Here is a 20,989-nt window from a genome sequence, read left to right as displayed (position 1 = left end):
CAGGGCGGGGACGAGGTCGCCGAGATCATGGCGTAAGTAGTCCCGGTCCGGAACTGCAGTAGTGCACCACTGGATCCTTCACGGCTCACACGGGCGACGATTTGCCGATGGACCCGACACATCGCCCGCCTGCCACGACCGGTGTTGCCCTGCTGAGCGCCGGCCTGCTCAGCGCCGGCCTGATTTGCGTCACCCCCACGGCGGCGCCCCGCATGATCCAGCCCACGGTTGAACTCGCCGCCGCCGAGGCGGTCAGCGACCTGGCCGGTCTTGGCGAGACATCTGCCGGCGCGGCGGAGGGCGACTCCCTGATGCTCCTCGACCCCGATTTCTGGCAACTGTTCTGGTATGAACTGAGCAATCCGGATGCCGGCTCGGCCGCGTGGCTGCTGCTCGTGGAAGCTCTTGAGCAACTTCCGATTATCGGCCCGGTAATGATGGGCTTCGGGCTGCTGATATTTCCAGCGACTCTCCTGCTCGCCCAGCTCTGGTATCAGACCGCACAATTTTTCGGTTTCGAACCATATCCCTCCCCAGCCGAGGAATCGGGAACCGGCTTGCAAGAGGTCGACGACGCGGTGTTCGCAGGGGGAACGGATCCGGCTTTGGCTGCCGGAGTCAGCACGGCGCTAGCGGACGTGACTTCGGTCCTGGACCTCAATCCGTCAGCTGATATCGACGCAGCGATTGATCCCACCGGAATGGCCGACATCGGCATGGCCCTGGACCTCACCGAGATCCCGGTTCTGGATGACATTCTGACGAGTCTCATCCCGTGACTCCCTGCGGCGGAGATCACGCCCCGTTGTTCGGCCCACCCGAGTTCGCCCCGGCGATGTCGGTGATCGGGAAGTTCGGCATCGGCGGCGGCGACGGTGTCGCCGGCAGCCCGGGGATGTCGGCGGGCGGAATGTCATGCAGCTCGTTGACCGGCGGGCCGTTCTCCCGGCCCCCGTACACGCTGCCCGGGGCGCGCGGCCCGAGCAGCTCGCCGACCGTAACCATGTGGTAGCCATTGGCTTTGAGCACCGGCAGAAATTGGTAGACCAGATCGACGGTGGACGAATAGGTGTCATGGAACAGCACCACCGACCCGGGCTTGATCTGGGTCATCAGCATGTAACGGGTCGCGGCGGTGTCGGCGTCGTTGATCCAGTCGAACGGGATGACATCCCACAGGATCGCGGCCTGGCCGAATTTGGCGGCCTGCTGATTCACCGCGTCGTCGGTGAGCCCGCCCGGGGGGCGCCACAGCGTCGGCACGGAACCGGTGGCCGACCGGATCGCGTCGTTGGCCTTCGCGAACTGCGCGGGCACATCGTTGGCCGGGATCTCCGTCATGTTCGGGTGCTCCCAGGTGTGGCTGCCGATCTCCATCCCGGCTTCGGCGATCCGCGCAGCGCCTGCCGGGTCGGCCGCCACCTTGTTGCCGATCAGGAAAAAGGTGGCGCGCGCGTCGGCGTCGTTCAAGATCCGCAGTAACCGGTCGGTGTAGGGCGAGGGCCCGTCGTCGAAGGTCAGCGCCACGCACTTGACGGCGGCGCAGTCCACGGGGTTCGCAGCAGCGTGGTGGGCGGGGGCGGCACAGGCTCCTACCACCGCCATGGCGATCAGGGCGGCAAGCACTCGCAAACACGGCACGCGGGCAGCCTACCCGGGGGCTCACCGCAGCTCGGGGCCGTTGATCTCCTCGAGCATCTCGGTGACCAGCGCGGCGATCGGCGAACGCTCACTGCGCAGCAACGTGATGTGGGCGAACAGCGGGTGGCCCTTCAGCTTCTCGATCACCGCGGCGATGCCGTCGTGGCGGCCGACCCGCAGGTTGTCGCGCTGGGCGACGTCGTGGGTGAGCACCACCCGCGACCCGGTGCCCAACCGCGACAGCACCGTCAGCAGCACGTTGCGTTCCAGCGACTGTGCCTCGTCGACGATCACGAACGAGTCGTGCAGTGAGCGGCCCCGGATGTGGGTCAGCGGCAGCACCTCGAGCATGCCGCGCGAGGCCACCTCCTCAAGCACCGCCGGGCTGGCCAGGCCCTCCAGAGTGTCGAACACCGCCTGGGCCCACGGCCCCATCTTCTCGTTCTCGCTGCCCGGCAGGTAACCCAGTTCCTGGCCGCCGACGGCGTAGAGCGGGCGGAATACCACGACCTTGCGCTGGGTCCGCCGCTCCAGGACGGCCTCCAGGCCGGCGCACAGCGCCAGCGCGGATTTGCCGGTGCCCGCCTTGCCGCCGAGCGAGACGATGCCGACCGATTCGTCGAGCAACAGATCCAGCGCAACGCGCTGCTCGGCGGAGCGCCCGCGCAGGCCGAAGGCCTCCCGGTCACCCCGGACCAACTGCACCCGCTTGGCGGCATTGACCCTGCCCAAAGCGTGCGAGCTGCCGCCGAGCAGCCGTACCCCGGTGTGGCAGGGCAGGTCTCGCGCCGCGGCCAGGTCGATCTCGCCCTCGTCGAATAGCGCATCGATGTCGTCGACGGATGCCTCGACCTCGTCCATCCCGGTCCAGCCGGAGACGATGACGTCCTGGGCGTGGTACTCGTCAGCGGCCAGGCCCACCGCAGCGGCCTTGACCCGCAACGGAATGTCCTTGCTCACCAACGTGACTCGCCGTCCCTCGGCGGCGAGGTTGGCGGCGCAGGTCAGAATCCGCGAATCGTTGTCCTCGGTGCGAAACCCCGAGGGCAACACCGCAGGATCGCTGTGGTTGAGTTCGACGTGCAACGTGCCGCCCTGTGTCCCAACCGGGATGGGCTGATCAAGGCGACCGTGCTCCAGTCGCATGTCGTCGAACAGCCGCAGCGCCTGGCGAGCGAACCAGCCGAGCTCATGGTGGTGGCGTTTGGCCTCCAGTTCGCTGATCACCACCAGCGGGACGACGACCTCGTGTTCGGCGAACCGGGTGCAGGCCCAAGGGTCCGACAGCAGCACAGAGGTGTCAAGCACGTACGTCCGGATATCAGGCACTGAGCGCTCCAGCGGTGAGGGCGCGCGCGACCCCGCGCGAGCAGATCGACGGGGAACGCAGCACCAGAACCGGGGCCGGTCCTGTCGTAGTCACGACCGGTGGTGCCGCCTAGACGGCAGAGCGTGTGGCAAGCCATCGCTTGCGACGGTACCCCCGTCGGCGCGTGCGCGCCGCGCAGGCGCGCCGGAGCTCGTCAGCTGCTGGCGAACGCCTTCAAATCGGGGTGCGCGGCCAGGCCCCAGGCGTTGATCCGGTCGGCGATCACCCGGCGCAACTGGTCAGGCCCGAAGATCCCGGCTTCGGCGATTCCGGCCTGCCGGCCGGCGTAGGCGTCGATGTCGGCGCCGATGACCTTCAACTCGCCGGCCCGGGCGGCGATGGCGGCCACCGTCTCGTCGTGCACGTAGTCCAGGCAGTGCGCGACCAGGTTGGCGAAGAACTCCTCGTGGCGTTCCTCGTCACCGGCGATCCGGTTGATCAGGCCCTTGAGTACCGGTTCCTCGATCTGTTCGGCCAGGTTGCGGCAGAACTCGGCGCAGGCGCGCTCATAGAACGCCATGAACACCAGCGTCTCGACCTGGCTGTACTGGTCGGCGCGGTAGCCCTTCTGCACATGCTCCATGCGGACGCGCTCGTTGGCGTCCGGGTCGATCTCCCGGGTGACGATCAGGTATTCGCGCAGCGCGATGGCGTGCAGATGCTCTTCGGCGGTCCACCGGCCGATCCAGCGCCCCCACTTGTCCTCGAGGATGAAGTGCTCGACGAACTCGCGGTGGTAGCCGGCCAGGCTGTCCTTCTCGATGAGCAGGATCTCGCAAGCGTCGGTGATCACCGTGGGCAGGCTGACCTGCGACGGATCCCAGTCCTTGCCGCCGAGGAAGGCGAAGTTTTCGCCCTGCTCGAACGGCACGAAGTCGTGCGCGTACCAGGGGTCCACGGTGTCGATGTGGCGGACCATGTTCGCGGCGACAACCGGCTCCAGCTCACGAATCAGCGCGTTAGCAACGGGACGTTCAGCCATGAAAGTAACTGTAACCCGGATTCACACTATCTTGTCAACTCGGGGCGGCGTGTCCTCCACGGGCGACCCGCCCGGTCAGGCCAGCTTCCAGTCCTCCAGACCGTCATAGAGCGGGAAGTCCTGCGCCAGCTTGCCGACCCGGGCCCGCAGCGCCGACATGTCGACGGCCGAACCGGCCGCCAGCGCAGTGGCGATGATGTCGGCCACCTCGGTGAACTCGGTATCGCCGAAGCCACGGGCGGCCAGCGCCGGGGTACCGATCCGCAGCCCGGAGGTGACCATCGGCGGGCGCGGGTCGTTGGGGACGGCGTTGCGGTTGACGGTGATGCCGACCTCGTGCAGCAGGTCCTCGGCCATCTGCCCGTCCAGCGGCGAATCCCGCAGATCGACCAGTACCAGGTGCACATCGGTGCCACCGCTGACCACCGACACACCGGCCTTGGCAACGTCGTCGGCCAACAACCGCTCGGCAAGGATCTTCGCGCCCGAGAGCACGCGTTGCTGGCGCTCGGCGAACTCGGGTGTGCCGGCGATCTTCAGCGCGACGGCCTTGGCGGCGATCACGTGCATCAGCGGACCGCCTTGCTGACCGGGGAAGACCGCCGAGTTGATCTGCTTGGCGAACTCCTTCTTGCCGACGATCAGCCCGGAGCGCGGCCCGCCGAGGGTCTTGTGCACGGTGGTCGAGACCACCTGGGCGTGCGGCACCGGCGACGGGTGCAGGCCGGCGGCGACCAGCCCGGCGAAGTGCGCCATGTCCACCCACAGCGTGGCGTCCACCTCATCGGCGATCGAGCGGAAGGCTTCGAAATCGAGGATCCGCGGATAAGCCGACCAGCCGGCGATGATCACCTTCGGTTTGAACTCCAGCGCCTGCGCGCGCACCACATCCATGTCGACGCGGTGGGTCACCGGGTCCACGCCGTAGAAGGCGTTCTCGTAGAGCTTGCCGGAGAAGTTCAGCCGCATCCCATGGGTCAGGTGGCCGCCGTTGGCCAGGTCCAGGCCGAGCAGTCGCTCCCCCGGTTCCATCAGCGCCTGCAGCACCGCGGCATTGGCCTGGGCACCCGAGTGGGGCTGGACGTTGGCGAACTCCGCGCCGAACAGTTCCTTGGCGCGGTCGCGGGCGATGTTCTCCACCACGTCGACGTGTTCGCAGCCGCCGTAGTAGCGCCGGCCCGGCAGACCTTCGGCGTATTTGTTGGTCAGCACGCTGCCGTGCGCCTGCAGTACCGCACGCGGCACGAAGTTCTCCGACGCGATCATCTCCAAGGTGTCGCGCTGGCGCCCCAGCTCCTTGCCGAGCAGCTCGGCGATGTCGGGATCGAGTTCGGCCAGCGGGGTCGACATCGTGGACGCGGGGCGGGTATGCGGTGCGGCAGTCACGCCGGTCAGTCTATAGAGCCAGCTCGGCCCGCAGCGTCGACGGGATCAGCGGCTCGTCGAGCAACCGGCCGAACCGCTCGGTGAGGCTCGCCGCCGCGGGCCGGCCGTCCAGCCAGGCGCGCAGCAGCCGGTAGCCCTCCACGTAGGTCGAGGTGTAGGCCCGCCACAGCGGTGACGACAAGAACCGCAGCATCTGGCGGGCCCGATCGTCGGTGACCAGCAGCCAGCGGCGCAGATAGTCGACCACCTCGTCGACGTCGCGACGCTCGTCGTGCAGCATCAGCGCCGCGTCCTGGCGCACCTCGGCGAGCGCCGCGGCTGCCTCCGCCACCGCCTCGGCCCGTTCACCATCGAACCGCAGCCCCAGGTCGGCGTAGATCTCTTCGGCCCAACCGCCCCAGCCTGACCCGACCGCGGCGTACAGCGCCAGGTCGGCCAGGCCCTCGGCCATCAGACACTGCGGGGTGTTGACCAGAAAAATCGTCTGCTCGGCCTGGCCCAGGTGCGAGACCAGCCCGGCCTCTTTGCGGCAGTGCTCGGTGTGATGGCCCGGGTAGGACTCATGGGCGACCAGTCTGGGCAGGTTCGACATCAGCTGTTTGAGGTCGGCGTTGACGGCCACCGTGGAGCGGTAGTCACCGTGGTAGTAGTTGAAACCCGACCACGGCTTGTCGGTGACGACCTCATAGCTGATGACCTCGGTCTCCGGCAGCGGGAACTGGGTGCGTACCCGGTCACGCAGCGCCGATGAGAAGGCATGGATCGCCGCTTCGAGCCGCTCCGGCGGAATCTCCTCGGCGCGGCGGTGTGCGGCCATTCGCTCGGCCAGCGGGCCGGTTCCGCCCAGCGCTTCGTCCAGCCGGGCGTGGGCTTGCCGGTAGCGGTCGGTGTCACCCTTACCGATGCCGGTGAGGTCGAAGTACTCGCGCACCTCGTCGATGAAACCGACCTGCTCCCCGGCGAACTTGCGGCCCGCGCACGCCAGCGCCCGCAGGTGCGCCCGCAGGTAGTCGGCGCGCGCCGCTTCGAGACCACCCGGCAGTTCGGTGAGCAGCTTCTCGGCCTGCTGGGCCAGCACCGCCGGGTCGGGCATCGGCTCGTTCTCGACGAGGCGGCGCAGCGCCGGGTCACCGGTGAAGGCGTCGACATAACCCGGCTCGATCCGGTCGAAGCGCAGACCGAGCAGCAGGTATTCATGGGTCAATGCAGCGGGCTCCATACCCGATCAGGCTAACCGTCGAGCCTGCTGCAAGACTGTATGGTCATGCGGCGGCTTAGCGAGCCGAGTCCCTATGTGGAGTTCGACCGACGTCAATGGCGGACGCTACGTATGTCGACGCCGATGCCGCTCACCGAAGAAGAGGTCGTGGCACTGCGCGGTCTCGGTGAGCAGGTCGACCTGCTCGAGGTCGAAGAGGTCTATCTGCCACTGGCCCGTCTGCTGCACCTGCAGGTCGCCGCCCGCCAGCAGCTGTTCGCCGCCACCGCGGAGTTCCTCGGCGAGAGCGACCAGAGCCCCGACCGCCCGGTGCCGTTCATCATCGGGGTGGCCGGCAGCGTGGCCGTCGGCAAGTCGACGACGGCGCGCGTACTGCAGGCCTTGTTGGCTCGCTGGGACCGCCACCCGAGGGTGGATCTGGTCACCACCGACGGGTTCCTCTACCCCAACCGGGAGTTGGAACGCCGGAACCTGATGCACCGTAAAGGGTTTCCGGAAAGCTATAACCGGCGCGCGCTGATGCGCTTCGTCACCTCGGTGAAATCCGGCGCCGACTACGCGTGCGCGCCGGTGTATTCACACCTGAGCTATGACATCGTCGCGGGCGCCAAACAAGTGGTCCGTCACCCCGACATCTTGATCCTCGAGGGTCTCAATGTGCTGCAGACCGGGCCCACGCTGATGGTCTCGGATCTGTTCGACTTCTCGTTGTATGTCGATGCCCGGGTCGAAGACATCGAGCACTGGTACGTCTCCCGGTTCCTGGCGATGCGTTCCACCTCGTTCGCCGATCCCGAGTCGCACTTCCACCACTACGCGGACCTCAACGACCAACAGGCGGTGGCCGCCGCCCGCGACATCTGGCGCTCCATCAACCGTCCCAACCTGGTCGAGAACATCCTGCCGACCCGGCCCCGGGCGACCCTGGTGCTGCGCAAAGACGCCGATCACTCCATCAACCGGCTGCGGCTGCGCAAGCTCTAGCTCACGGCGATCGCACGCACGGGCGGAGTCGGGCGCTGCGGTCCGCCACCAGCTGCGCGGCGTCAGGGCGGCGTTGCGGTGCCCGGCTGCGGCGGCGGCGGTGGCGGGAAGCCAGCCGGCGGCGGCAACTCCGGAGGCGGCGGCGGTGGCGGGAAGCCAGGCGGCGGCGGGAAGCCCGGAGGCGGCGGCGGTGGCGGGAAGCCAGGCGGCGGCGGGAAGCCCGGAGGCGGCGGCGGTTCGGGGGCACCCGGCGGCGGGGGTTCGGGAGCACCCGGCGGCGGGGGTTCGGGAGCACCCGGCGGCGGCACCGGTGTCGGCTTCGGGGTGGCGGTGGCCAATGTCTCGGGGCACATCTCGTTCTGCGCCGCGTCGATCACGACCTTGGGGATCCCGTCGGCGATCGACTTGCCGAACCGGTCCTTGGCGGGGCGGCCCCGCCGCAGGTTCTGGCAGATGATCTCGCCGAATTTCACCGCGCCGGAGGACGAGTTCAGGCCGGGGGTGTTCTGGTACTTGAAGCCGTGCGACTCAAGGTAGGCGAGGTAGCTCTTCTCGTCGGCCTGGGCCGGCGCAGCGGCGAATATCAGGGTCACGGGGATCAGCGTCATCGCCGCCAGCCGCCACATCATGGGACAGAACTGTAGACGGTGGCGGCCGGGGCGACACGCTCAAGTGGCGGCGAGTCAGCGCAGCCGGCGCAGCCCGCGGTACTGCGCGAGGGCGAACGATGCGGTGTAGACAGCACTGGCCAGCAGCGCCGCGACGCCGTATCCGGTCAACGGCAGCACACCGGTCTCGAGGACCGCGATGGCCGCGACGGTGCACACCACATTGGCCGCCAGCACGCCGATTCCCGCCCGACGCAGATCCGGTAGCGCGGACAGGAAGTACACGGCCACACCGTAGAGCAGGCAGAACGCGGCAACCGCGTATTCCTGGACCGCGGTGAGGCCGGTCAGGGCCGCCATCGGGCGGGCGGCGAACACACCGGCCAGGCCGATGACACCGGTGGTGACGGCATCGGCGCGCAGCGCGAAGCGCAGCAGTGAGTCGGTCGAGTCGGACAGGACCGGGGTGGTGACGGCGGTCATGGTGAACTCCCTTCGTGGCAGGCTGGGACGTCCGGGAGACGTCTGAGAACACCCCCGACATTGCTCGCCGGCCACTGCCACTTCGACCCGGGAAACTGCCAAGCACTGCCACCCGCAGGTCAGAGCCCTGACGACACCGCCATGCGGCCGCGCAGGTCGGCGGCGATCACCCGGGCGCCGGCGTTCTGCCAGTTGTGCAGTGATCGCTGCGGCACTTCGGTGACCAACCACTGCCAGGCCTGCCGGGCGGTCGGATCCAGCCCGGCCGCGGTGGCGTTCTGCGCGTAGGCGCGCACCCCGACCACGTAGGGGAAGTACAAGGCGTTGTAGTAGCGCCACTCTTCGGTGGTGCCGAACTCGCCGCCCTCGCGCGGCTTGAGCGCGGCGATACGGTCGGCCAGCAGTGCCTTGAGTTCATTGGCTCGTTCCAGCGGCGCGTCCGGCGCACCGCGGGCCGCCAATCGTTCGTCGATGGTCGGCAGCGCCGTCAGTGGGCTGGCGACGAGTTTCGACAGGTCGCCGTAGTGGGCCAACGCCCGTCGGGTCAGCCGGACGAAGGTCTCCTCATCGACGTCGTCGAGCGGGCCGGTGGAGCGCAGCGCCAGCGCCGCCTCGGTGTCGCGTAGCGCGGCGCGGTCGGCGCGCAGGGTCGGAGACCGCCAGAACGCCAGCCGGTCCCAGAGCCGGGCAAGCCGGTCGACGAACACCTGAACCTCGATCGCGATCGCGATGGTGGTGAACAGCAGCACCGTCAGCGTGGTCTGGGCGGTGGGCTCGTCGCGCGTCAGCATCAGCCCGATCAGCAGCTGGCCGCCCAGCAACCCGGCCATCGCGGTGGCGGCCAGAAACGAGCGCAGCATGTCCAGCCGCAGCGCCTGGCCCTCGTCGAAGGCGTCCCACAGCGCCACCGCCAGACCGAGCAGCAGGACGTCGACGCCGGTGCTGGCCAGCGCGATCCCGCTGGGGATCACCCCCAGCGGGATGATCAGGATCGCGTTGGCGAGCGCGAAGAACAGCGTCGCCACGATCACCACGCCGAGCACCGAGCCGGGTTGCGAGGGCCGGGTCACCGCTTTGATCATCGCCCCCAGCGTTGACAGCGAGATCACCGCGAACAGCAGCCAGTGGCCGGCGCGCAGCGGGCCGTCGACGCTGCCGGCCCACGCCGCACCGACCAGTGCGGCGGCGGCGACCAGGCCGATGAGCACCATGTCGCGGCCGCGGCCCGACCAGCGGTCGCAGGGGCGGGCCAGTTCCAGCAGCACCGCGAACCACGCCACCCCGGGCAGCACGGCCAGGTAGATCTCCAGCTTGCCCAGCAGCACCGGCTGCCACACTGCGCGCACCGCGTCGGCGGCGACCACGGCCGCGAAACCGCACAACCCGATGGCGGCATGCACCAGCACGGGCTTGCGCGGGTCGCGTGCCAGCAGGTACATCCCGAGCCACCAACTCAGGGTGAACACCAACGCCGACAGCACGATCACGCCGATTACCGCCCGAACCGCCGGTGCCGCACGCTGTAGTCGCGCAACGCGCGCAGGAAATCGACCCGGCGGAACGCCGGCCAGTGCGCCTCGGTGAACCACATCTCCGAGTAGGCGCTCTGCCACAGCAAAAAGCCGGACAGCCGCTGCTCCCCGGAGGTGCGGATCACCAGATCCGGGTCCGGCTGGCCGGAGGTGTACAGATTCTCCGAGATGCCCTCGACGGTCACGGCGTCGACGAGCTCCTCGGCGGTGGCCCCGTTGGCCAGTTCCTTTCCGAGCAGGCCGCGCACGGCGTCGACGATCTCCTGGCGGCCGCCGTAGCCGACGGCGACATTGACATGAAGGCGGTAGGCCCCGCCGTCCGGACTCGCGGTCCTTGCTGTGCTCGCCGTGCTCTCTACGGCCTCACGCAGTCGGCGGGCGGGCTCTTCACCCAGCAGCTCCAGGTCGCCGACGGTTCGCACGCTCCAGCAGTTCGCGGGGGCGCAGATCTCCTCCACCACGTCGGTAATGATCTCGATCAGCGCGGCGAGCTCGGCCGGGTCGCGTTGCAGGTTCTCGGTGGACAGCAGGTAGACGGTGGCCATCTCGATGCCGGCGTCGGCGCACCAACGCAGCATCTCGGCGATCTTGGCCGCGCCCATCCGGTAGCCGTAGCTGACGTCCTCGTAGCCGGCATCGCGAGCCCACCGCCGGTTGCCGTCACAGAGCACGGCGATGTGGCGTGGCAGCGCCGACCGGGAGGCCGCGAGCCCCTGCCGGAGGCGCAGCTCGTAGATCCGGTACAGCGGTTCTTTCAGGCGCGCGGGGATGATCGCCACAAAAACCCAGACTACTGTGATCGGCAGTACTTGCCGCGAATCGCATCCGGGAATCCGCTGGAGGAAAGGTTCATGAGCACACACACCGACACCGTCGCCGAGCCCAACCCCGGCGATCTGCCCGCGGAAGTCCTGGTGGCGCACACCCGGCCGCGGGCACGCGGATGGATTCACCTGGTGTCGGCGGTCGTGGCAGTCATCGCCGGGGCAGCGCTGATCGGGGTGACCTGGCCGCTGGCCGGCCTCGAAGCGGGCCTGGCGACGCTGGCCTACACCATCTCGGTCGTGGGCATGTTCGCCGTCAGCGCCACCTATCACCGGGTGACCTGGAAATCGGTGTCGGCCCGGATCCGGATGAAGCGGCTCGACCACGCGATGATCTTCATCTTCATCGCCGGCACCTACACCCCGTTCGCGCTGCTGGCGATGGACCACGGCGCCCAGGAGCGGCTGGTGATGACCATCGTGTGGGGCGGCGCACTGGCCGGGGTGGTGCTCAAGTTGTGCTGGCCGACGGCCCCGAAGTGGGTGGGGGTGCCGCTTTATCTGCTGTTGGGCTGGGTGTCAGCGTTTTTCATCGCGACGATCCTGCACAACGCCGGGGTGGCAGCAATGGTGCTGCTGACCGTCGGCGGGATGCTCTACAGCGTCGGCGCGATCATGTACGCGCTGAAGTGGCCGGACCCGTGGCCGCAGACGTTCGGCTACCACGAGTTCTTCCACGCCTGCACCGCCGTGGCGGCGATCTGTCAGTACATCGCGATCTGGTTCGCGGCACTGTCGTAGGCCCGCGCCTACAGCTGGGTGATGTTCTCCGCCGACCAGTAGGCCTTCATCCCGGCGATCTTGCCGTCACCGTCGAACACCATCACGTCGATCGGCTCGATGCGCATCCGGTGGTCGCCATTGGTGATGGTCAGCGCGAAGTGGAACGCCGCCTCGTTGCCGGCGACCCGCAGCGTCACCAGTTCGCTCTCGCGTTGCAGGCCGGTGATGGCCGAGTAGAAGTTGCCGATGGCCTGGTGACCGATGTGCACCTCGCCGCCGACCGGGTCCTCAAGGGTGGCATCGGAGGCGTATAGCGCGACCAGATCATCCGCGGTCCCGCCGCCAACCAACTCGATGTAGCGGTGGACGGTTTCGGTGATGGCCTGGGCCCGCTCGGGTGCGCTCGTCATGTGCCGCAGGTTACACCGGAAGCCGGACCCGCGGGCACCTCGAGTGCCGCAGCCAGCTCCGCGGCACTGGTCACCGGCCGGTCGCACACCGGGCCGCGGCAGACGTAGGCGGCGTCGGCGCCGTCGATGCGGTCCCGGCCCTCCAACAGCTCCGACGAGTCAGCCGCACCGCCGACGACGATTGTCCCGCCAGGTGCCAGCCGGCGCGCGTCGGCCAGCAACGCCGAGCCCGCGGCGTCGCAGGCCACCGCGACCTGCAGCGGACCCCGGATGAATGCCTCGGCCACGGCCAGCCAGTGCCCGACCGAGCGCGGCGCGCGGGCCAGCAGCGCGCTGTGCGCGGCCAAGGCGTCGGATGCGGCCTGCCGGTAGGTCTCGCTGCGGTCCGCGCCGGCAAGGTGCGCCGCGGTCAGCAGTGCCTCGGTGACCAGCGCCGCCCCCGACGGCGTGGCCCCGTCCAGCGGATCGCCGGGGCGCAGCACCAGTGCTTCGGCATCGTCGGCGTTGTCGAACCAGCGTCCTGGCCGCGCCGGATCGGCGAAGTGGGTCAGCGCGGTGTCCAGCAGGCCGGTGGCGGCAGCTAGCCACCGCTGTTCACCGCTGAGTTGATACACGCTGAGCAATCCGGTGGCCAGCGCGCCGTAGTCCTCCAGGATGGCCGCACTGTCGCCTACCCGGCCGCCCAGGCTGGCCCGGCGCAGCCGCCCGTCCACCAGGTGTAGCTGCAGCAGTTCGCCGGCGCAGCGCTGCGCCGCGGCAGCCAGCCCCGGATTCTCCAGCGCCACAGCGGCTTCGGCCAAGGCGGTGATCGCCAACCCGTTCCAGGCGGTGACCACCTTGTCGTCGCGGTCGGGCTGCACCCGGGCACGCCGGGCAAACAGCAACCGCTGGCGCACCCGGTCGAACCGTTGGAGATCGTCAGGATTGACGGGCAACTGCAGCACCGACGTACCGGATTCGAACGTCCCGCTCGGGGTCACCCCGAAAACATCTGCCGCCCACTGCCCCTCGGCCTCGCCGAGCACGTCGGCCAGCTGAGCGGGAGTCCACACGTACGTGGAGCCCTCCCCGCCGTCGGCGTCGGCGTCCAGCGAGGAGACGAACATGCCGCCGCACGCGAGCTCGTCCAGCAGAAAGCGGGCCGTCTCCGAGGTCACCCGGACGGCCAGCGGATCGCCGGTGCGCCGGGCCCAGTGCGCGTAGGCCCGCAGCAGCAGCGCGTTGTCGTACAGCATCTTCTCGAAATGCGGTACCACCCAGGCGCTGTCGACGCTGTAGCGGGCAAATCCCCCGGCGAGCTGATCGTAGATTCCGCCGCGTGCCATCGCCGCACCGACGCGGGCCACCGCGTCCAGTGCCGGACGGTTTGCGGTCCGTTCGTAGTGGCGCAGCAGGGTCTCCATCAGCGCCGACGGCGGGAACTTGGGTGCGCCGCCGAATCCCCCGCGTTCGGTGTCCTCATCACGCAGCACCGCCGCCACGGCACCGTCACAGAGCATCGCGTCGACGGGCGGGCCGTTGCCGGGCAGGCCGGCGGCCATCTCCCGCAATTCGGCGGTGATGCGCCCCGAAGCGTCCTCGACCTCGCCGCGGCGCTCGCGCCAGGTGGAGCTGATCGCCGAAAGCAGGTTCAGGAACGTCTCTTTGGGGTAGTAGGTGCCGCAATAGAACGGCCGGCCGTCCGGAGTCAGAAAACATGTCATGGGCCAGCCCCCGCGGCCGGTGAGCGCCATGGTGGCGTTCATGTACACGGCGTCGATGTCCGGGCGTTCCTCCCGGTCGACCTTGATGCACACGAAGCCATCGTTCATCACCTCGGCGACGTGGGCGTCCTCAAACGAGCCGTGCGCCATCACGTGACACCAGTGACATGCCGCATAGCCCACCGACAGCAGGATCGGCACGTCACGCTCGACGGCCTCGGCCAGCGCCTCGGGTGTCCACTCCTGCCAGTGCACCGGATTATCGGCGTGCTGGCGCAGATACGGGCTGGTGGATTCGCCGAGACGATTCGACATCAGCTGACCCTGCCTAACCCTGGTTCTAGCCCGCCGAGTCCGGTCCCGGGTCCAGCGTGCCCTCGTCGGCGGCCTGGTCGGCGGCCGGATCCTCCCGGTCGAAGGATTCCGGCACCCTCTTGAGGTGCCGGTTCATCGACCACACCAGCCCGAACGTGCCGAGCAGCAGGAGCACGACCACCAGCAGGCCGAAGGGACTGGCCTTGCCGAAGTCCGGACCGGTCTCCCGGGGCACATCGTCGGCCAGGAGCCATAGTGTGGTCAGCAGAGCATGATTCATCAGTCGTCCTCGATCCCGGCGAACAGGTCGGTCTCCGGCAGGATGATAGGCACCCTGGACCGGGCCAGCTCGAACTCCTCGGTGGGCCACAGGCGTTGCTGCCACTCGATCGGAGCGGCAAAGAAATCGCCGTTCGGGTCGATCTGGGTGGCGTGTGCGCGCAGCGCGTCGTCGCGCTGGTGGAAGTACTCAGCGCAGTGGATCCGGCTGGTCACCCGGTCGGCGAAGCTGTCGTGGTCGGGTTTCCAGCGCTCCAGCCACTTTGCGAACGGCCCGATCTGCCCGTTCCGGGCGAACTCGTCCTGCAGCAACTGCATCCGCTGCCGCAGGAATCCGTGGTTGTAGTACAGCTTCGAAACGTTCCAGACGTCGCCGGCCTGCGGGTAGCGACGGTAGTCGCCCGCGGCCTCGAAGGCGGCCACCGAGACCTGGTGGCAGCGGATGTGGTCGGGGTGCGGATAGCCGCCGTTCTCGTCGTAGGTCGTCATCACGTGCGGCCGGAAATCGCGAACCACCCGCACCAGGGCTTCGACGGACACCTCCAGCGGCACCAGGGCGAAGCAGTCCTCCGGCAGCGGGGGCAGCGGGTCGCCCTTGGGCAGCCCGGAGTCGACGAAACCCAGCCAGTGATGTTCGACGCCGAGGATCTCGGCGGCCTTGGCCATCTCGTCACGGCGTATCTCGGCGATGTGACCGTGGACGTCGGGCAGGTCCATGGCCGGGTTGAGGATGTCGCCGCGCTCGCCGCCGGTCAGCGTCACCACCATCACCCGGTGACCGGCGGCGGCGTAACGGGCCAGCGTCGCCGCACCCTTGCTGGACTCGTCGTCGGGGTGCGCATGCACCGCCATCAACCGCAGTCCGCTCATGTGCACGTTCCCCTTTTAGCCCCTATAGTTCCCGTTGGTTTCGGCCTCCATCGTTCCACCATGGGCGGCGGGCGCGTTAACCGATCCCGACTCACGACCCTGGGACATACCGCACGATGACCGACTCGAAGCCGGCCCGCTACGGGGACACCCGTAGCCGCGCCCTGCCACGGCGCCTGCTGGCCATCACGCTGGGCGCGCTGGCCATCGCGACGGCCGCGGCCGTCGCCGTGCTGGGCTTTCAACGGCTGACCACCGCCGACGTGAAAGGCGAGCTGTACGGCTACGAGGTGGTCGATGACCAGACGGTGACAGTGAAAATCAGCGTGACGCGATCTGATCCGTCCCGCCCGGCGGTCTGCATCGTGCGGGTCCGGGCCGGTGACGGCAGTGAGACCGGCAGGCGTGAAGTGCTGATTCCACCGTCGGAGTCGTCGACCGTACAGGTGACGACGATCGTCAAATCCTCCCAGCCGCCACTCATGGGCGATATCTACGGTTGCGGCCCCGACGTGCCCGATTACCTGCGGTCGCCCTGATTTTCCGGTGGTACCCTGTATGGATACACGGTTCCGGCTGGGACCGTGTATTGCTGCATTAGAACGACTGCATTACTAAAGACGTCGACCCCGCTGGCTGCTATCGCCGGGTCCGACGACATGAGGAGCACAGTGACATGACGGACACCCAGGTGACCTGGTTGACGCAGGAGTCGCACGACCGGCTCAAGGCCGAGCTCGACCAGCTGATCGCAAACCGTCCGGTGATCGCCGCGGAGATCAATGACCGCCGCGAGGAGGGTGATCTGCGCGAGAACGGCGGCTACCATGCTGCCCGCGAGGAGCAGGGGCAGCAAGAAGCCCGCATCCGCCAACTGCAGGACCTGCTCAACAACGCCAAGGTCGGCGAGGCTCCCACCCAGTCCGGGGTGGCGCTGCCCGGTTCGGTGGTCAAGGTGTTCTACGACGGCGACAAGAGCGACACCGAGACCTTCCTGATCGCCACCCGCCAAGAGGGCATCAGCGAGGAGAACCTTGAGGTGTATTCGCCGAACTCACCGCTGGGTCATGCCCTGCTCGGCGCCAAGGAAGGCGAGGAACGCAGCTACACGGTGCCCAGCGGCAACACCGTCAAGGTGACCCTGGTCAGCGCGGAGCCCTATCGCCCCTGAGGCCTACCGCGGCTCAGCGCAGCGCCTGCTTCAGGTCCTCGAGCAGGTCGTCGATGTCCTCGATGCCGACCGAGAGCCGCACCAGGTCGTCGGGAACCTCCAGTTGCGAACCGGCCGTCGATGCATGGGTCATCGCGCCCGGGTGTTCGATCAGCGACTCCACCCCGCCCAGTGACTCGGCCAGGATGAAGATCTCGGTTGCGGCGCACAGCTTCTCCGCCGCTCCTCGACCGCCGTGCAGCCGCACCGACACCATGCCACCGAACCCGCGCATCTGCCGCGCGGCAATGTCATGCCCCGGGTGGCCGGGCAGGCCCGGATACAGCACGGTGTCGACGGCGGCGTGTGCGGCGAGGAACTCCGCCACCGCGGCCGCGTTCTCGCTGTGCCGTTGCATCCGCAGCGCCAGCGTCTTGAGGCCTCGCAGCGTGAGGTAGGCGTCGAACGGACCGGGGACCGCCCCGGCGCCGTTCTGCAGGAACGCGAAGGCGGCGTCTAGTTCCTCGTCGTCGGTGACCAGCGCGCCACCGACCACATCGGAGTGGCCGCCGATGTATTTCGTGGTGGAGTGCAGCACCACGTCAGCGCCCAGCGTCAGCGGCTGCTGCAGCGCCGGAGAGGCGAAGGTATTGTCCACCAACACCTTTGCGCCCGATTCCCGGCCGATTGCGGCGATGGCTTCGATGTCGCTGATCGACAGCAGCGGGTTGGTGGGCGTCTCCGCGAAGATCAGTCGGGTCTTGTCGGTGAGGGCGGCACGCACCGCGTCCAGGTCAGACAGCGCGACCGGCGTGTAGGACAAACCCCAACCGGTGAACACCTTGTCGATCAGCCGGAAGGTGCCGCCGTAGGCGTCGTCGGGAATGATCAGGTGATCGCCGGGACGCAGCATCGCCCGCAGCGCACAGTCCGTGGCGGCCATCCCGGAGGAGAACGCCCGGCCGTACCCGCCCTGTTCGACAGCGGCCAGCGCGGTCTCCAGCGCGGTCCGGGTCGGGTTGCCGGTACGGGCGTACTCGTAACCGCCCCGCAGGCCACCGACACCGTCCTGGGCGAACGTACTGCTGGCATAGATCGGCGCATTGACCGCCCCGGTGGCCGGGTCGGGCCGGTAACCGGCGTGAATCGCCGTGGTGGAGGGGCCGATCGGGCCGTGCAGGCGGCTCACCGGATCGGCAGGCAGACGGTGGTCATGATCTTGTCGGCCAGCGTCTGGCGTTTGGCGTCCCACAGCGGGAACAGATAGCCGATGAGCAAGATGATGCTGTCGATGATGTGGGCCAGTTGTCGCACGATCGACATCCCGAACCCGATCGGCTGACCGGTGGTTTCGGAGACCACTTTGAACTTCATCAGCGATTTGCCGATGCTCGATCCGGTGGTGCCCTGCCGGTAGCCGTAGTTCCACAGTCCGAAGCCGAAGGCCCCCAGCCAGCCCAGGAACATCAGCAGGGCGCCGACGGCCGACGGCGTGACGGTGCAGGCGAACCCGGCCGACGTGGTGACGCACTCCCGTTGCGCGGTGGACCCGGCGATCATCGAAGGAATCCCGTAGATCACCAGGATCGGCAAGCAGTCGATGAGGTAGGCGCCCACCCGGGTGAGCCACGGCGTGTAGGACTCCTGCGGAAGGTCGCCGACCGGACCTCCGACCGAGGCGTACCCGGGGGCAGGCGGCGGGTAGTTGCCCGGCGGCGGGGGCGGATAGTTGCCCGGCGGGGGCGGCGGATAGTTCCCCGGCGGGGGGTAGCCGCCGCCCGGCGGGGGCGGGTAATTGCCGGCCGCCGGATAATCGCCCGGCCGCGGCGGCGGGTAGTTGCCCGGCGGGGGCGGATAATCACCCGGCGGAGGAGGGTAGGTGCCCGGTGGCGGCGGGAAGTCGGTCATGAGCACCCTTCTCCGAGTAATTCGATGCGGATTTTCACGCTACCGCAATGCGCCCGTGTGATCGCTACCTACGGCGCGGCCCGTCGGAGAGGAACCCCAACAGGTCGTGGCGGGTGATGACGCCGACCGGCTTGCCGTCTTCGACCACCATCACCGCGTCGACGTCGGCCAGGGTGGTGGCGGCGACGCCGACCACCTCGCCGGAGCCGATCAGCGGCAGCGGCGGGCCCATGTGCTTCGAAACCGCGTCCGCGAGCTTGGCCCGGCCCTCGAAGACCGCCGAGAGCAGGTCGCGTTCGGACACGCTGCCGGCCACCTCCCCCGCCATCACCGGCGGCTCGGCGCCGACGACGGGCATCTGCGACACCCCGTACTCCCGCAGGATCCCGATGGCGTCGCGCAGCGTCTCCGACGGGTGGGTGTGCACCAGGTCGGGCAACACCCCGGACTTGGCCCGCAGCACGTCGGCCACGGTGGGCTGCACCGTCGAGCCGTCCAGCCGGGAGCGTAGGAACCCGTAGGACGACATCCAGGAGTCGTTGAAGATCTTCGACATGTAGCCGCGGCCGCCGTCGGGCAGCAGGACGACGACGAGCGCGTCGGGTCCGGCTTTGACGGCCGCCTCCACCGCGGCCACCACGGCCATGCCGCAGGATCCACCGACCAGCAACGCTTCCTCGCGGGCCAGTCGGCGGGTCATGTCGAAGGAGTCCGCGTCGGAGACCGCGATGATCTCGTCAGGCACCTTCGGGTCGTAGGCGGCCGGCCAGAAGTCCTCCCCGACTCCTTCCACCAGATACGGCCGGCCGGTGCCGCCGGAGTACACCGAGCCCTCGGGGTCAGCGCCGATGACCCGGACCCGGCCCCCCGACACCTCCTTGAGGTAGCGGCCGGTGCCGGTGATGGTGCCGCCGGTGCCGATCCCCGCGACGAAGTGGGTGACCTGACCGTCGGTGTCGTTCCAGACCTCCGGACCGGTGGTCTCGTAATGGCTCTCCGGGCCGGCTTGGTTGGAGTACTGGTCGGGTTTCCAGGCGCCGTCGATCTCGGTGACCAGCCGGTTGGACACGCTGTAGTAGCTGGCCGGGTCGTCGGGCGGCACCGCCGTCGGGCAGACCACCACCTCGGCGCCGTAGGCGCGCATCACGTTCTGCTTGTCCTCGCTGACCTTGTCCGGGCAGACGAACACGCACTTGTAACCGCGGCGCTGGGCGACCAGCGCCAGCCCGACACCGGTGTTGCCGGAGGTGGGCTCGACGATGGTGCCACCGGGCCGCAGCGCCCCGCTGGCCTCGGCGGCGTCGATCATCTTCACCGCGATGCGGTCCTTGGAGCTCGCACCCGGGTTGAGGTATTCGATCTTGGCCACCACCCGGCCCGCCCCGTCGGGAACGATCGAATTTAGCTCGACCAGTGGGGTGTTGCCGATGAGGTCACTGATGTGGCGCGCTATCCGCATACCTGCCATCGTCTCAGGCGGTGCCACCCACCGGGGCACGGCCTCGCTAACCGGTGGCCTCGCGGATGTATTCGCCGATCTGGCGCAGCGAGCGGGTGGCCTCCGGCACGAACGGCGCGGCGATCTGGAAGACGTGGATCTGGCCCGGCCACACCCGCAGCTCCACCGGGACGCCGGCCGCGGCCAGCACCTTGGCGCCCAGCCGCGCGTCGTGCAGTAGCACCTCGGAACCGGAGACGTGGATCAGGGTGCGCGGCAGGCCGGGTTTGACGTGGCGCAGCGGTTCGAGGACCTTTCCGGGATGGCTACCGCCGTGAACGCGGTCGTTGCGGGCGGCCGCTTCGACCAGTTCGACGAACGCGTCGAACGCCTTGGGCGGGAACATCGCCCCGGTGTGGATGTTCGGGTGCGCCTTCTTGGCTTCCTTGGCGATCTCCAGCAGCGGCGACATTGCGACGATCGCCGCGGGGTCCTCGCCCTCCTCCAGCAGGCGCTGGGCCAGCGCCAGCGACAGGTAGCCGCCGGCGGAGTCGCCGGCGAGCACGATCTGCTCCGGTTGGTAGCCCTGGCGGCGCAGCCACCGGTAGCCGTCGTAACAGTCGTCGATGGCGTCGTCGATGGAGTTCTTCGGGACCATCCGGTACTCCACCACCAGGATCGGGCTGTCGGCGTACTTGGACAACTTGGTGACGAGCCGGCCGTGGGTATTGGCCCCGCAGGTCACAAACGCGCCGCCGTGCATGTAGAGCACCACCCGGCGGGTGCCGTCGGCGGGCAGCACACCGGCGGCCCGCACCAGTTGAGCTTTGCACCGCGGCAACCGGATGGTGGCGCGGATGGTGCCCGGCGGCGGCAGCATCGCCTTGGCGGCGAAGTCGAGCAAGCCGAACGGCCACGGCATCCGCGGGAAGTAGCTGCCGACCGACAGCACCGGTCTGATGGTGGCCCTGGCGGCCAGCCACGCCAGCCTGCCTTCAACGCTGGGTGAGTCCTCGACGACCTCGACGGGCAGCCCGTCGTGGCGGCCGTGTCGGCGGGGCCGCGAAACGGGATATAGCCGGGCGGCAGAGCGCGACGAGCTGGGAATTCTGCTGGGTGCGGTCATGGCGGACACTCCCTCCAGCCGGCCCCGGCCGGCACAGCC

The 20,989-nt window shown here is 68.7% G+C and carries 22 protein-coding genes; 5 read left to right on the top strand and 17 right to left on the bottom strand.

The features are described 5' to 3' along the window. Positions 1–107 precede the first annotated feature (107 nt). Complete coding sequence (locus ACAG20_RS16305; protein WP_370493308.1) at positions 108–779, top strand: hypothetical protein; 672 nt, start codon at positions 108–110, stop codon at positions 777–779. 16 nt (positions 780–795) lie between these two features. On the opposite strand, the gene ACAG20_RS16300 is transcribed toward ACAG20_RS16305, so the two are convergent. The 5 genes from ACAG20_RS16300 to ACAG20_RS16280 form a co-directional block, all read right to left on the bottom strand. Next, positions 796–1,605 carry a polysaccharide deacetylase family protein gene (locus tag ACAG20_RS16300; RefSeq protein WP_370493408.1) on the bottom strand — a complete coding sequence of 270 codons (810 nt, stop codon included), beginning with the start codon at positions 1,603–1,605 and terminating at the stop codon, positions 796–798. Positions 1,606–1,662: 57 nt separating this feature from the next. Then, positions 1,663–2,970, bottom strand: coding sequence for a PhoH family protein (locus tag ACAG20_RS16295; protein ID WP_112684962.1), 1,308 nt, complete (start codon positions 2,968–2,970; stop codon positions 1,663–1,665). A gap of 194 nt (positions 2,971–3,164) precedes the next feature. Further along, complete coding sequence (locus ACAG20_RS16290) at positions 3,165–3,992, bottom strand: acyl-ACP desaturase (protein WP_370493307.1); 828 nt, start codon at positions 3,990–3,992, stop codon at positions 3,165–3,167. Positions 3,993–4,067: 75 nt separating this feature from the next. Further along, on the bottom strand, positions 4,068–5,342 hold the full coding sequence (glyA, locus tag ACAG20_RS16285) for a serine hydroxymethyltransferase (protein WP_112684958.1): 1,275 nt from the start codon (positions 5,340–5,342) through the stop codon (positions 4,068–4,070). Positions 5,343–5,388: 46 nt separating this feature from the next. After that, on the bottom strand, positions 5,389–6,597 hold the full coding sequence (locus ACAG20_RS16280; protein WP_370493306.1) for a DUF885 domain-containing protein: 1,209 nt from the start codon (positions 6,595–6,597) through the stop codon (positions 5,389–5,391). 45 nt (positions 6,598–6,642) lie between these two features. Here ACAG20_RS16280 and coaA point away from each other — a divergent pair, with 45 nt between their 5' ends. After that, positions 6,643–7,581 (top strand): type I pantothenate kinase, encoded by a 939-nt coding sequence (gene coaA, locus ACAG20_RS16275; protein WP_112684998.1) that lies wholly within the window; start codon positions 6,643–6,645, stop codon positions 7,579–7,581. 62 nt (positions 7,582–7,643) lie between these two features. Here the strand turns inward: coaA and ACAG20_RS16270 are convergent, their stop codons facing one another. The 4 genes from ACAG20_RS16270 to ACAG20_RS16255 all read right to left on the bottom strand — a co-directional run bounded on the left by ACAG20_RS16270 (position 7,644) and on the right by ACAG20_RS16255 (position 10,983). Then, on the bottom strand, positions 7,644–8,210 hold the full coding sequence (locus ACAG20_RS16270) for a DUF732 domain-containing protein (RefSeq protein ID WP_370493305.1): 567 nt from the start codon (positions 8,208–8,210) through the stop codon (positions 7,644–7,646). A 54-nt stretch (positions 8,211–8,264) separates the two neighbouring features. Next, positions 8,265–8,672 carry a hypothetical protein gene (locus ACAG20_RS16265; protein ID WP_112689264.1) on the bottom strand — a complete coding sequence of 136 codons (408 nt, stop codon included), beginning with the start codon at positions 8,670–8,672 and terminating at the stop codon, positions 8,265–8,267. A gap of 119 nt (positions 8,673–8,791) precedes the next feature. Then, positions 8,792–10,159: a hypothetical protein gene (locus tag ACAG20_RS16260; protein ID WP_112689266.1), complete on the bottom strand. Its 1,368-nt coding sequence runs from the start codon at positions 10,157–10,159 to the stop codon at positions 8,792–8,794. Positions 10,160–10,164: 5 nt separating this feature from the next. Further along, entirely contained in the window at positions 10,165–10,983 is an 819-nt protein-coding gene (locus tag ACAG20_RS16255) for a (2Z,6E)-farnesyl diphosphate synthase (protein ID WP_112689268.1), read from the bottom strand. Between the two features lie 72 nt (positions 10,984–11,055). Between ACAG20_RS16255 and ACAG20_RS16250 the strand changes: the two genes are divergently transcribed. Next, positions 11,056–11,769 (top strand): hemolysin III family protein, encoded by a 714-nt coding sequence (locus ACAG20_RS16250; protein ID WP_112689270.1) that lies wholly within the window; start codon positions 11,056–11,058, stop codon positions 11,767–11,769. A gap of 8 nt (positions 11,770–11,777) precedes the next feature. Here the strand turns inward: ACAG20_RS16250 and ACAG20_RS16245 are convergent, their stop codons facing one another. From ACAG20_RS16245 to mca, 4 genes are read right to left on the bottom strand one after another with little or no spacing between them, the layout of a single operon-like run. Next, entirely contained in the window at positions 11,778–12,161 is a 384-nt protein-coding gene (locus ACAG20_RS16245; RefSeq protein WP_112689272.1) for a nuclear transport factor 2 family protein, read from the bottom strand. Next, a complete protein-coding gene (locus ACAG20_RS16240; RefSeq protein ID WP_370493304.1) occupies positions 12,158–14,179 on the bottom strand; it encodes a thioredoxin domain-containing protein in 2,022 nt (673 codons plus the stop codon). Before ACAG20_RS16240 ends, ACAG20_RS16245 begins: the two co-directional genes overlap by 4 nt. Before the next feature lie 25 nt (positions 14,180–14,204). After that, the gene (locus tag ACAG20_RS16235) at positions 14,205–14,459 is read right to left on the bottom strand and encodes a hypothetical protein (protein WP_013827971.1); all 255 of its coding nucleotides are present in this window, start codon (positions 14,457–14,459) and stop codon (positions 14,205–14,207) included. Next, a complete protein-coding gene (gene mca / locus ACAG20_RS16230) occupies positions 14,459–15,328 on the bottom strand; it encodes a mycothiol conjugate amidase Mca (RefSeq protein ID WP_112685993.1) in 870 nt (289 codons plus the stop codon). The genes ACAG20_RS16235 and mca overlap by 1 nt, the downstream gene beginning before the upstream one ends. A 116-nt stretch (positions 15,329–15,444) precedes the next feature. On the opposite strand from mca, the gene ACAG20_RS16225 reads away from it, so the two are divergent. Beyond that, positions 15,445–15,867, top strand: a complete 423-nt coding sequence (locus ACAG20_RS16225) for a DUF4307 domain-containing protein (protein ID WP_112685991.1) — start codon at positions 15,445–15,447, stop codon at positions 15,865–15,867. Positions 15,868–16,004: 137 nt separating this feature from the next. Then, positions 16,005–16,499: a transcription elongation factor GreA gene (gene greA, locus ACAG20_RS16220; RefSeq protein WP_112685989.1), complete on the top strand. Its 495-nt coding sequence runs from the start codon at positions 16,005–16,007 to the stop codon at positions 16,497–16,499. A 13-nt stretch (positions 16,500–16,512) separates the two neighbouring features. On the opposite strand, the gene ACAG20_RS16215 is transcribed toward greA, so the two are convergent. From ACAG20_RS16215 to ACAG20_RS16200, 4 genes are all read right to left on the bottom strand, one after another. Further along, entirely contained in the window at positions 16,513–17,667 is a 1,155-nt protein-coding gene (locus ACAG20_RS16215) for a cystathionine gamma-synthase (RefSeq protein ID WP_112685987.1), read from the bottom strand. Then, entirely contained in the window at positions 17,664–18,386 is a 723-nt protein-coding gene (locus ACAG20_RS16210; protein WP_370493303.1) for an RDD family protein, read from the bottom strand. Before ACAG20_RS16210 ends, ACAG20_RS16215 begins: the two co-directional genes overlap by 4 nt. Positions 18,387–18,450: 64 nt before the next feature. Further along, positions 18,451–19,845 carry a cystathionine beta-synthase gene (locus ACAG20_RS16205; protein ID WP_112685983.1) on the bottom strand — a complete coding sequence of 465 codons (1,395 nt, stop codon included), beginning with the start codon at positions 19,843–19,845 and terminating at the stop codon, positions 18,451–18,453. Between the two features lie 46 nt (positions 19,846–19,891). Further along, a complete protein-coding gene (locus tag ACAG20_RS16200; RefSeq protein ID WP_112685999.1) occupies positions 19,892–20,950 on the bottom strand; it encodes an alpha/beta hydrolase in 1,059 nt (352 codons plus the stop codon). Between the last annotated feature and the right edge of the window lie 39 nt (positions 20,951–20,989).

Source organism: Mycobacterium sp. pW045 (genome assembly GCF_041287085.1).
Lineage (GTDB): Bacteria > Actinomycetota > Actinomycetes > Mycobacteriales > Mycobacteriaceae > Mycobacterium > Mycobacterium algericum_A.
The sequence above is the reverse complement of the archived record's forward strand: the minus strand, read 5'-3'. Positions and strand labels throughout refer to the sequence as shown.

Coding starts and splice junctions, on each gene's coding strand:
- coaA (WP_112684998.1), top strand. CDS start 6,643: ATGCGGCGGCTTAGCGAGCCGAGTCCCTATGTGGAGTTCGACCGACGT.
- mca (WP_112685993.1), bottom strand. CDS start 15,328: ATGAGCGGACTGCGGTTGATGGCGGTGCATGCGCACCCCGACGACGAG.
- ACAG20_RS16200 (WP_112685999.1), bottom strand. CDS start 20,950: ATGACCGCACCCAGCAGAATTCCCAGCTCGTCGCGCTCTGCCGCCCGG.
- ACAG20_RS16240 (WP_370493304.1), bottom strand. CDS start 14,179: ATGTCGAATCGTCTCGGCGAATCCACCAGCCCGTATCTGCGCCAGCAC.
- ACAG20_RS16250 (WP_112689270.1), top strand. CDS start 11,056: ATGAGCACACACACCGACACCGTCGCCGAGCCCAACCCCGGCGATCTG.
- ACAG20_RS16305 (WP_370493308.1), top strand. CDS start 108: ATGGACCCGACACATCGCCCGCCTGCCACGACCGGTGTTGCCCTGCTG.
- ACAG20_RS16235 (WP_013827971.1), bottom strand. CDS start 14,459: ATGAATCATGCTCTGCTGACCACACTATGGCTCCTGGCCGACGATGTG.
- ACAG20_RS16300 (WP_370493408.1), bottom strand. CDS start 1,605: ATGGCGGTGGTAGGAGCCTGTGCCGCCCCCGCCCACCACGCTGCTGCG.
- ACAG20_RS16265 (WP_112689264.1), bottom strand. CDS start 8,672: ATGACCGCCGTCACCACCCCGGTCCTGTCCGACTCGACCGACTCACTG.
- ACAG20_RS16290 (WP_370493307.1), bottom strand. CDS start 3,992: ATGGCTGAACGTCCCGTTGCTAACGCGCTGATTCGTGAGCTGGAGCCG.
- ACAG20_RS16270 (WP_370493305.1), bottom strand. CDS start 8,210: ATGATGTGGCGGCTGGCGGCGATGACGCTGATCCCCGTGACCCTGATA.
- ACAG20_RS16205 (WP_112685983.1), bottom strand. CDS start 19,845: ATGCGGATAGCGCGCCACATCAGTGACCTCATCGGCAACACCCCACTG.
- ACAG20_RS16210 (WP_370493303.1), bottom strand. CDS start 18,386: ATGACCGACTTCCCGCCGCCACCGGGCACCTACCCTCCTCCGCCGGGT.
- glyA (WP_112684958.1), bottom strand. CDS start 5,342: ATGTCGACCCCGCTGGCCGAACTCGATCCCGACATCGCCGAGCTGCTC.
- ACAG20_RS16225 (WP_112685991.1), top strand. CDS start 15,445: ATGACCGACTCGAAGCCGGCCCGCTACGGGGACACCCGTAGCCGCGCC.
- ACAG20_RS16245 (WP_112689272.1), bottom strand. CDS start 12,161: ATGACGAGCGCACCCGAGCGGGCCCAGGCCATCACCGAAACCGTCCAC.
- greA (WP_112685989.1), top strand. CDS start 16,005: ATGACGGACACCCAGGTGACCTGGTTGACGCAGGAGTCGCACGACCGG.
- ACAG20_RS16280 (WP_370493306.1), bottom strand. CDS start 6,597: ATGGAGCCCGCTGCATTGACCCATGAATACCTGCTGCTCGGTCTGCGC.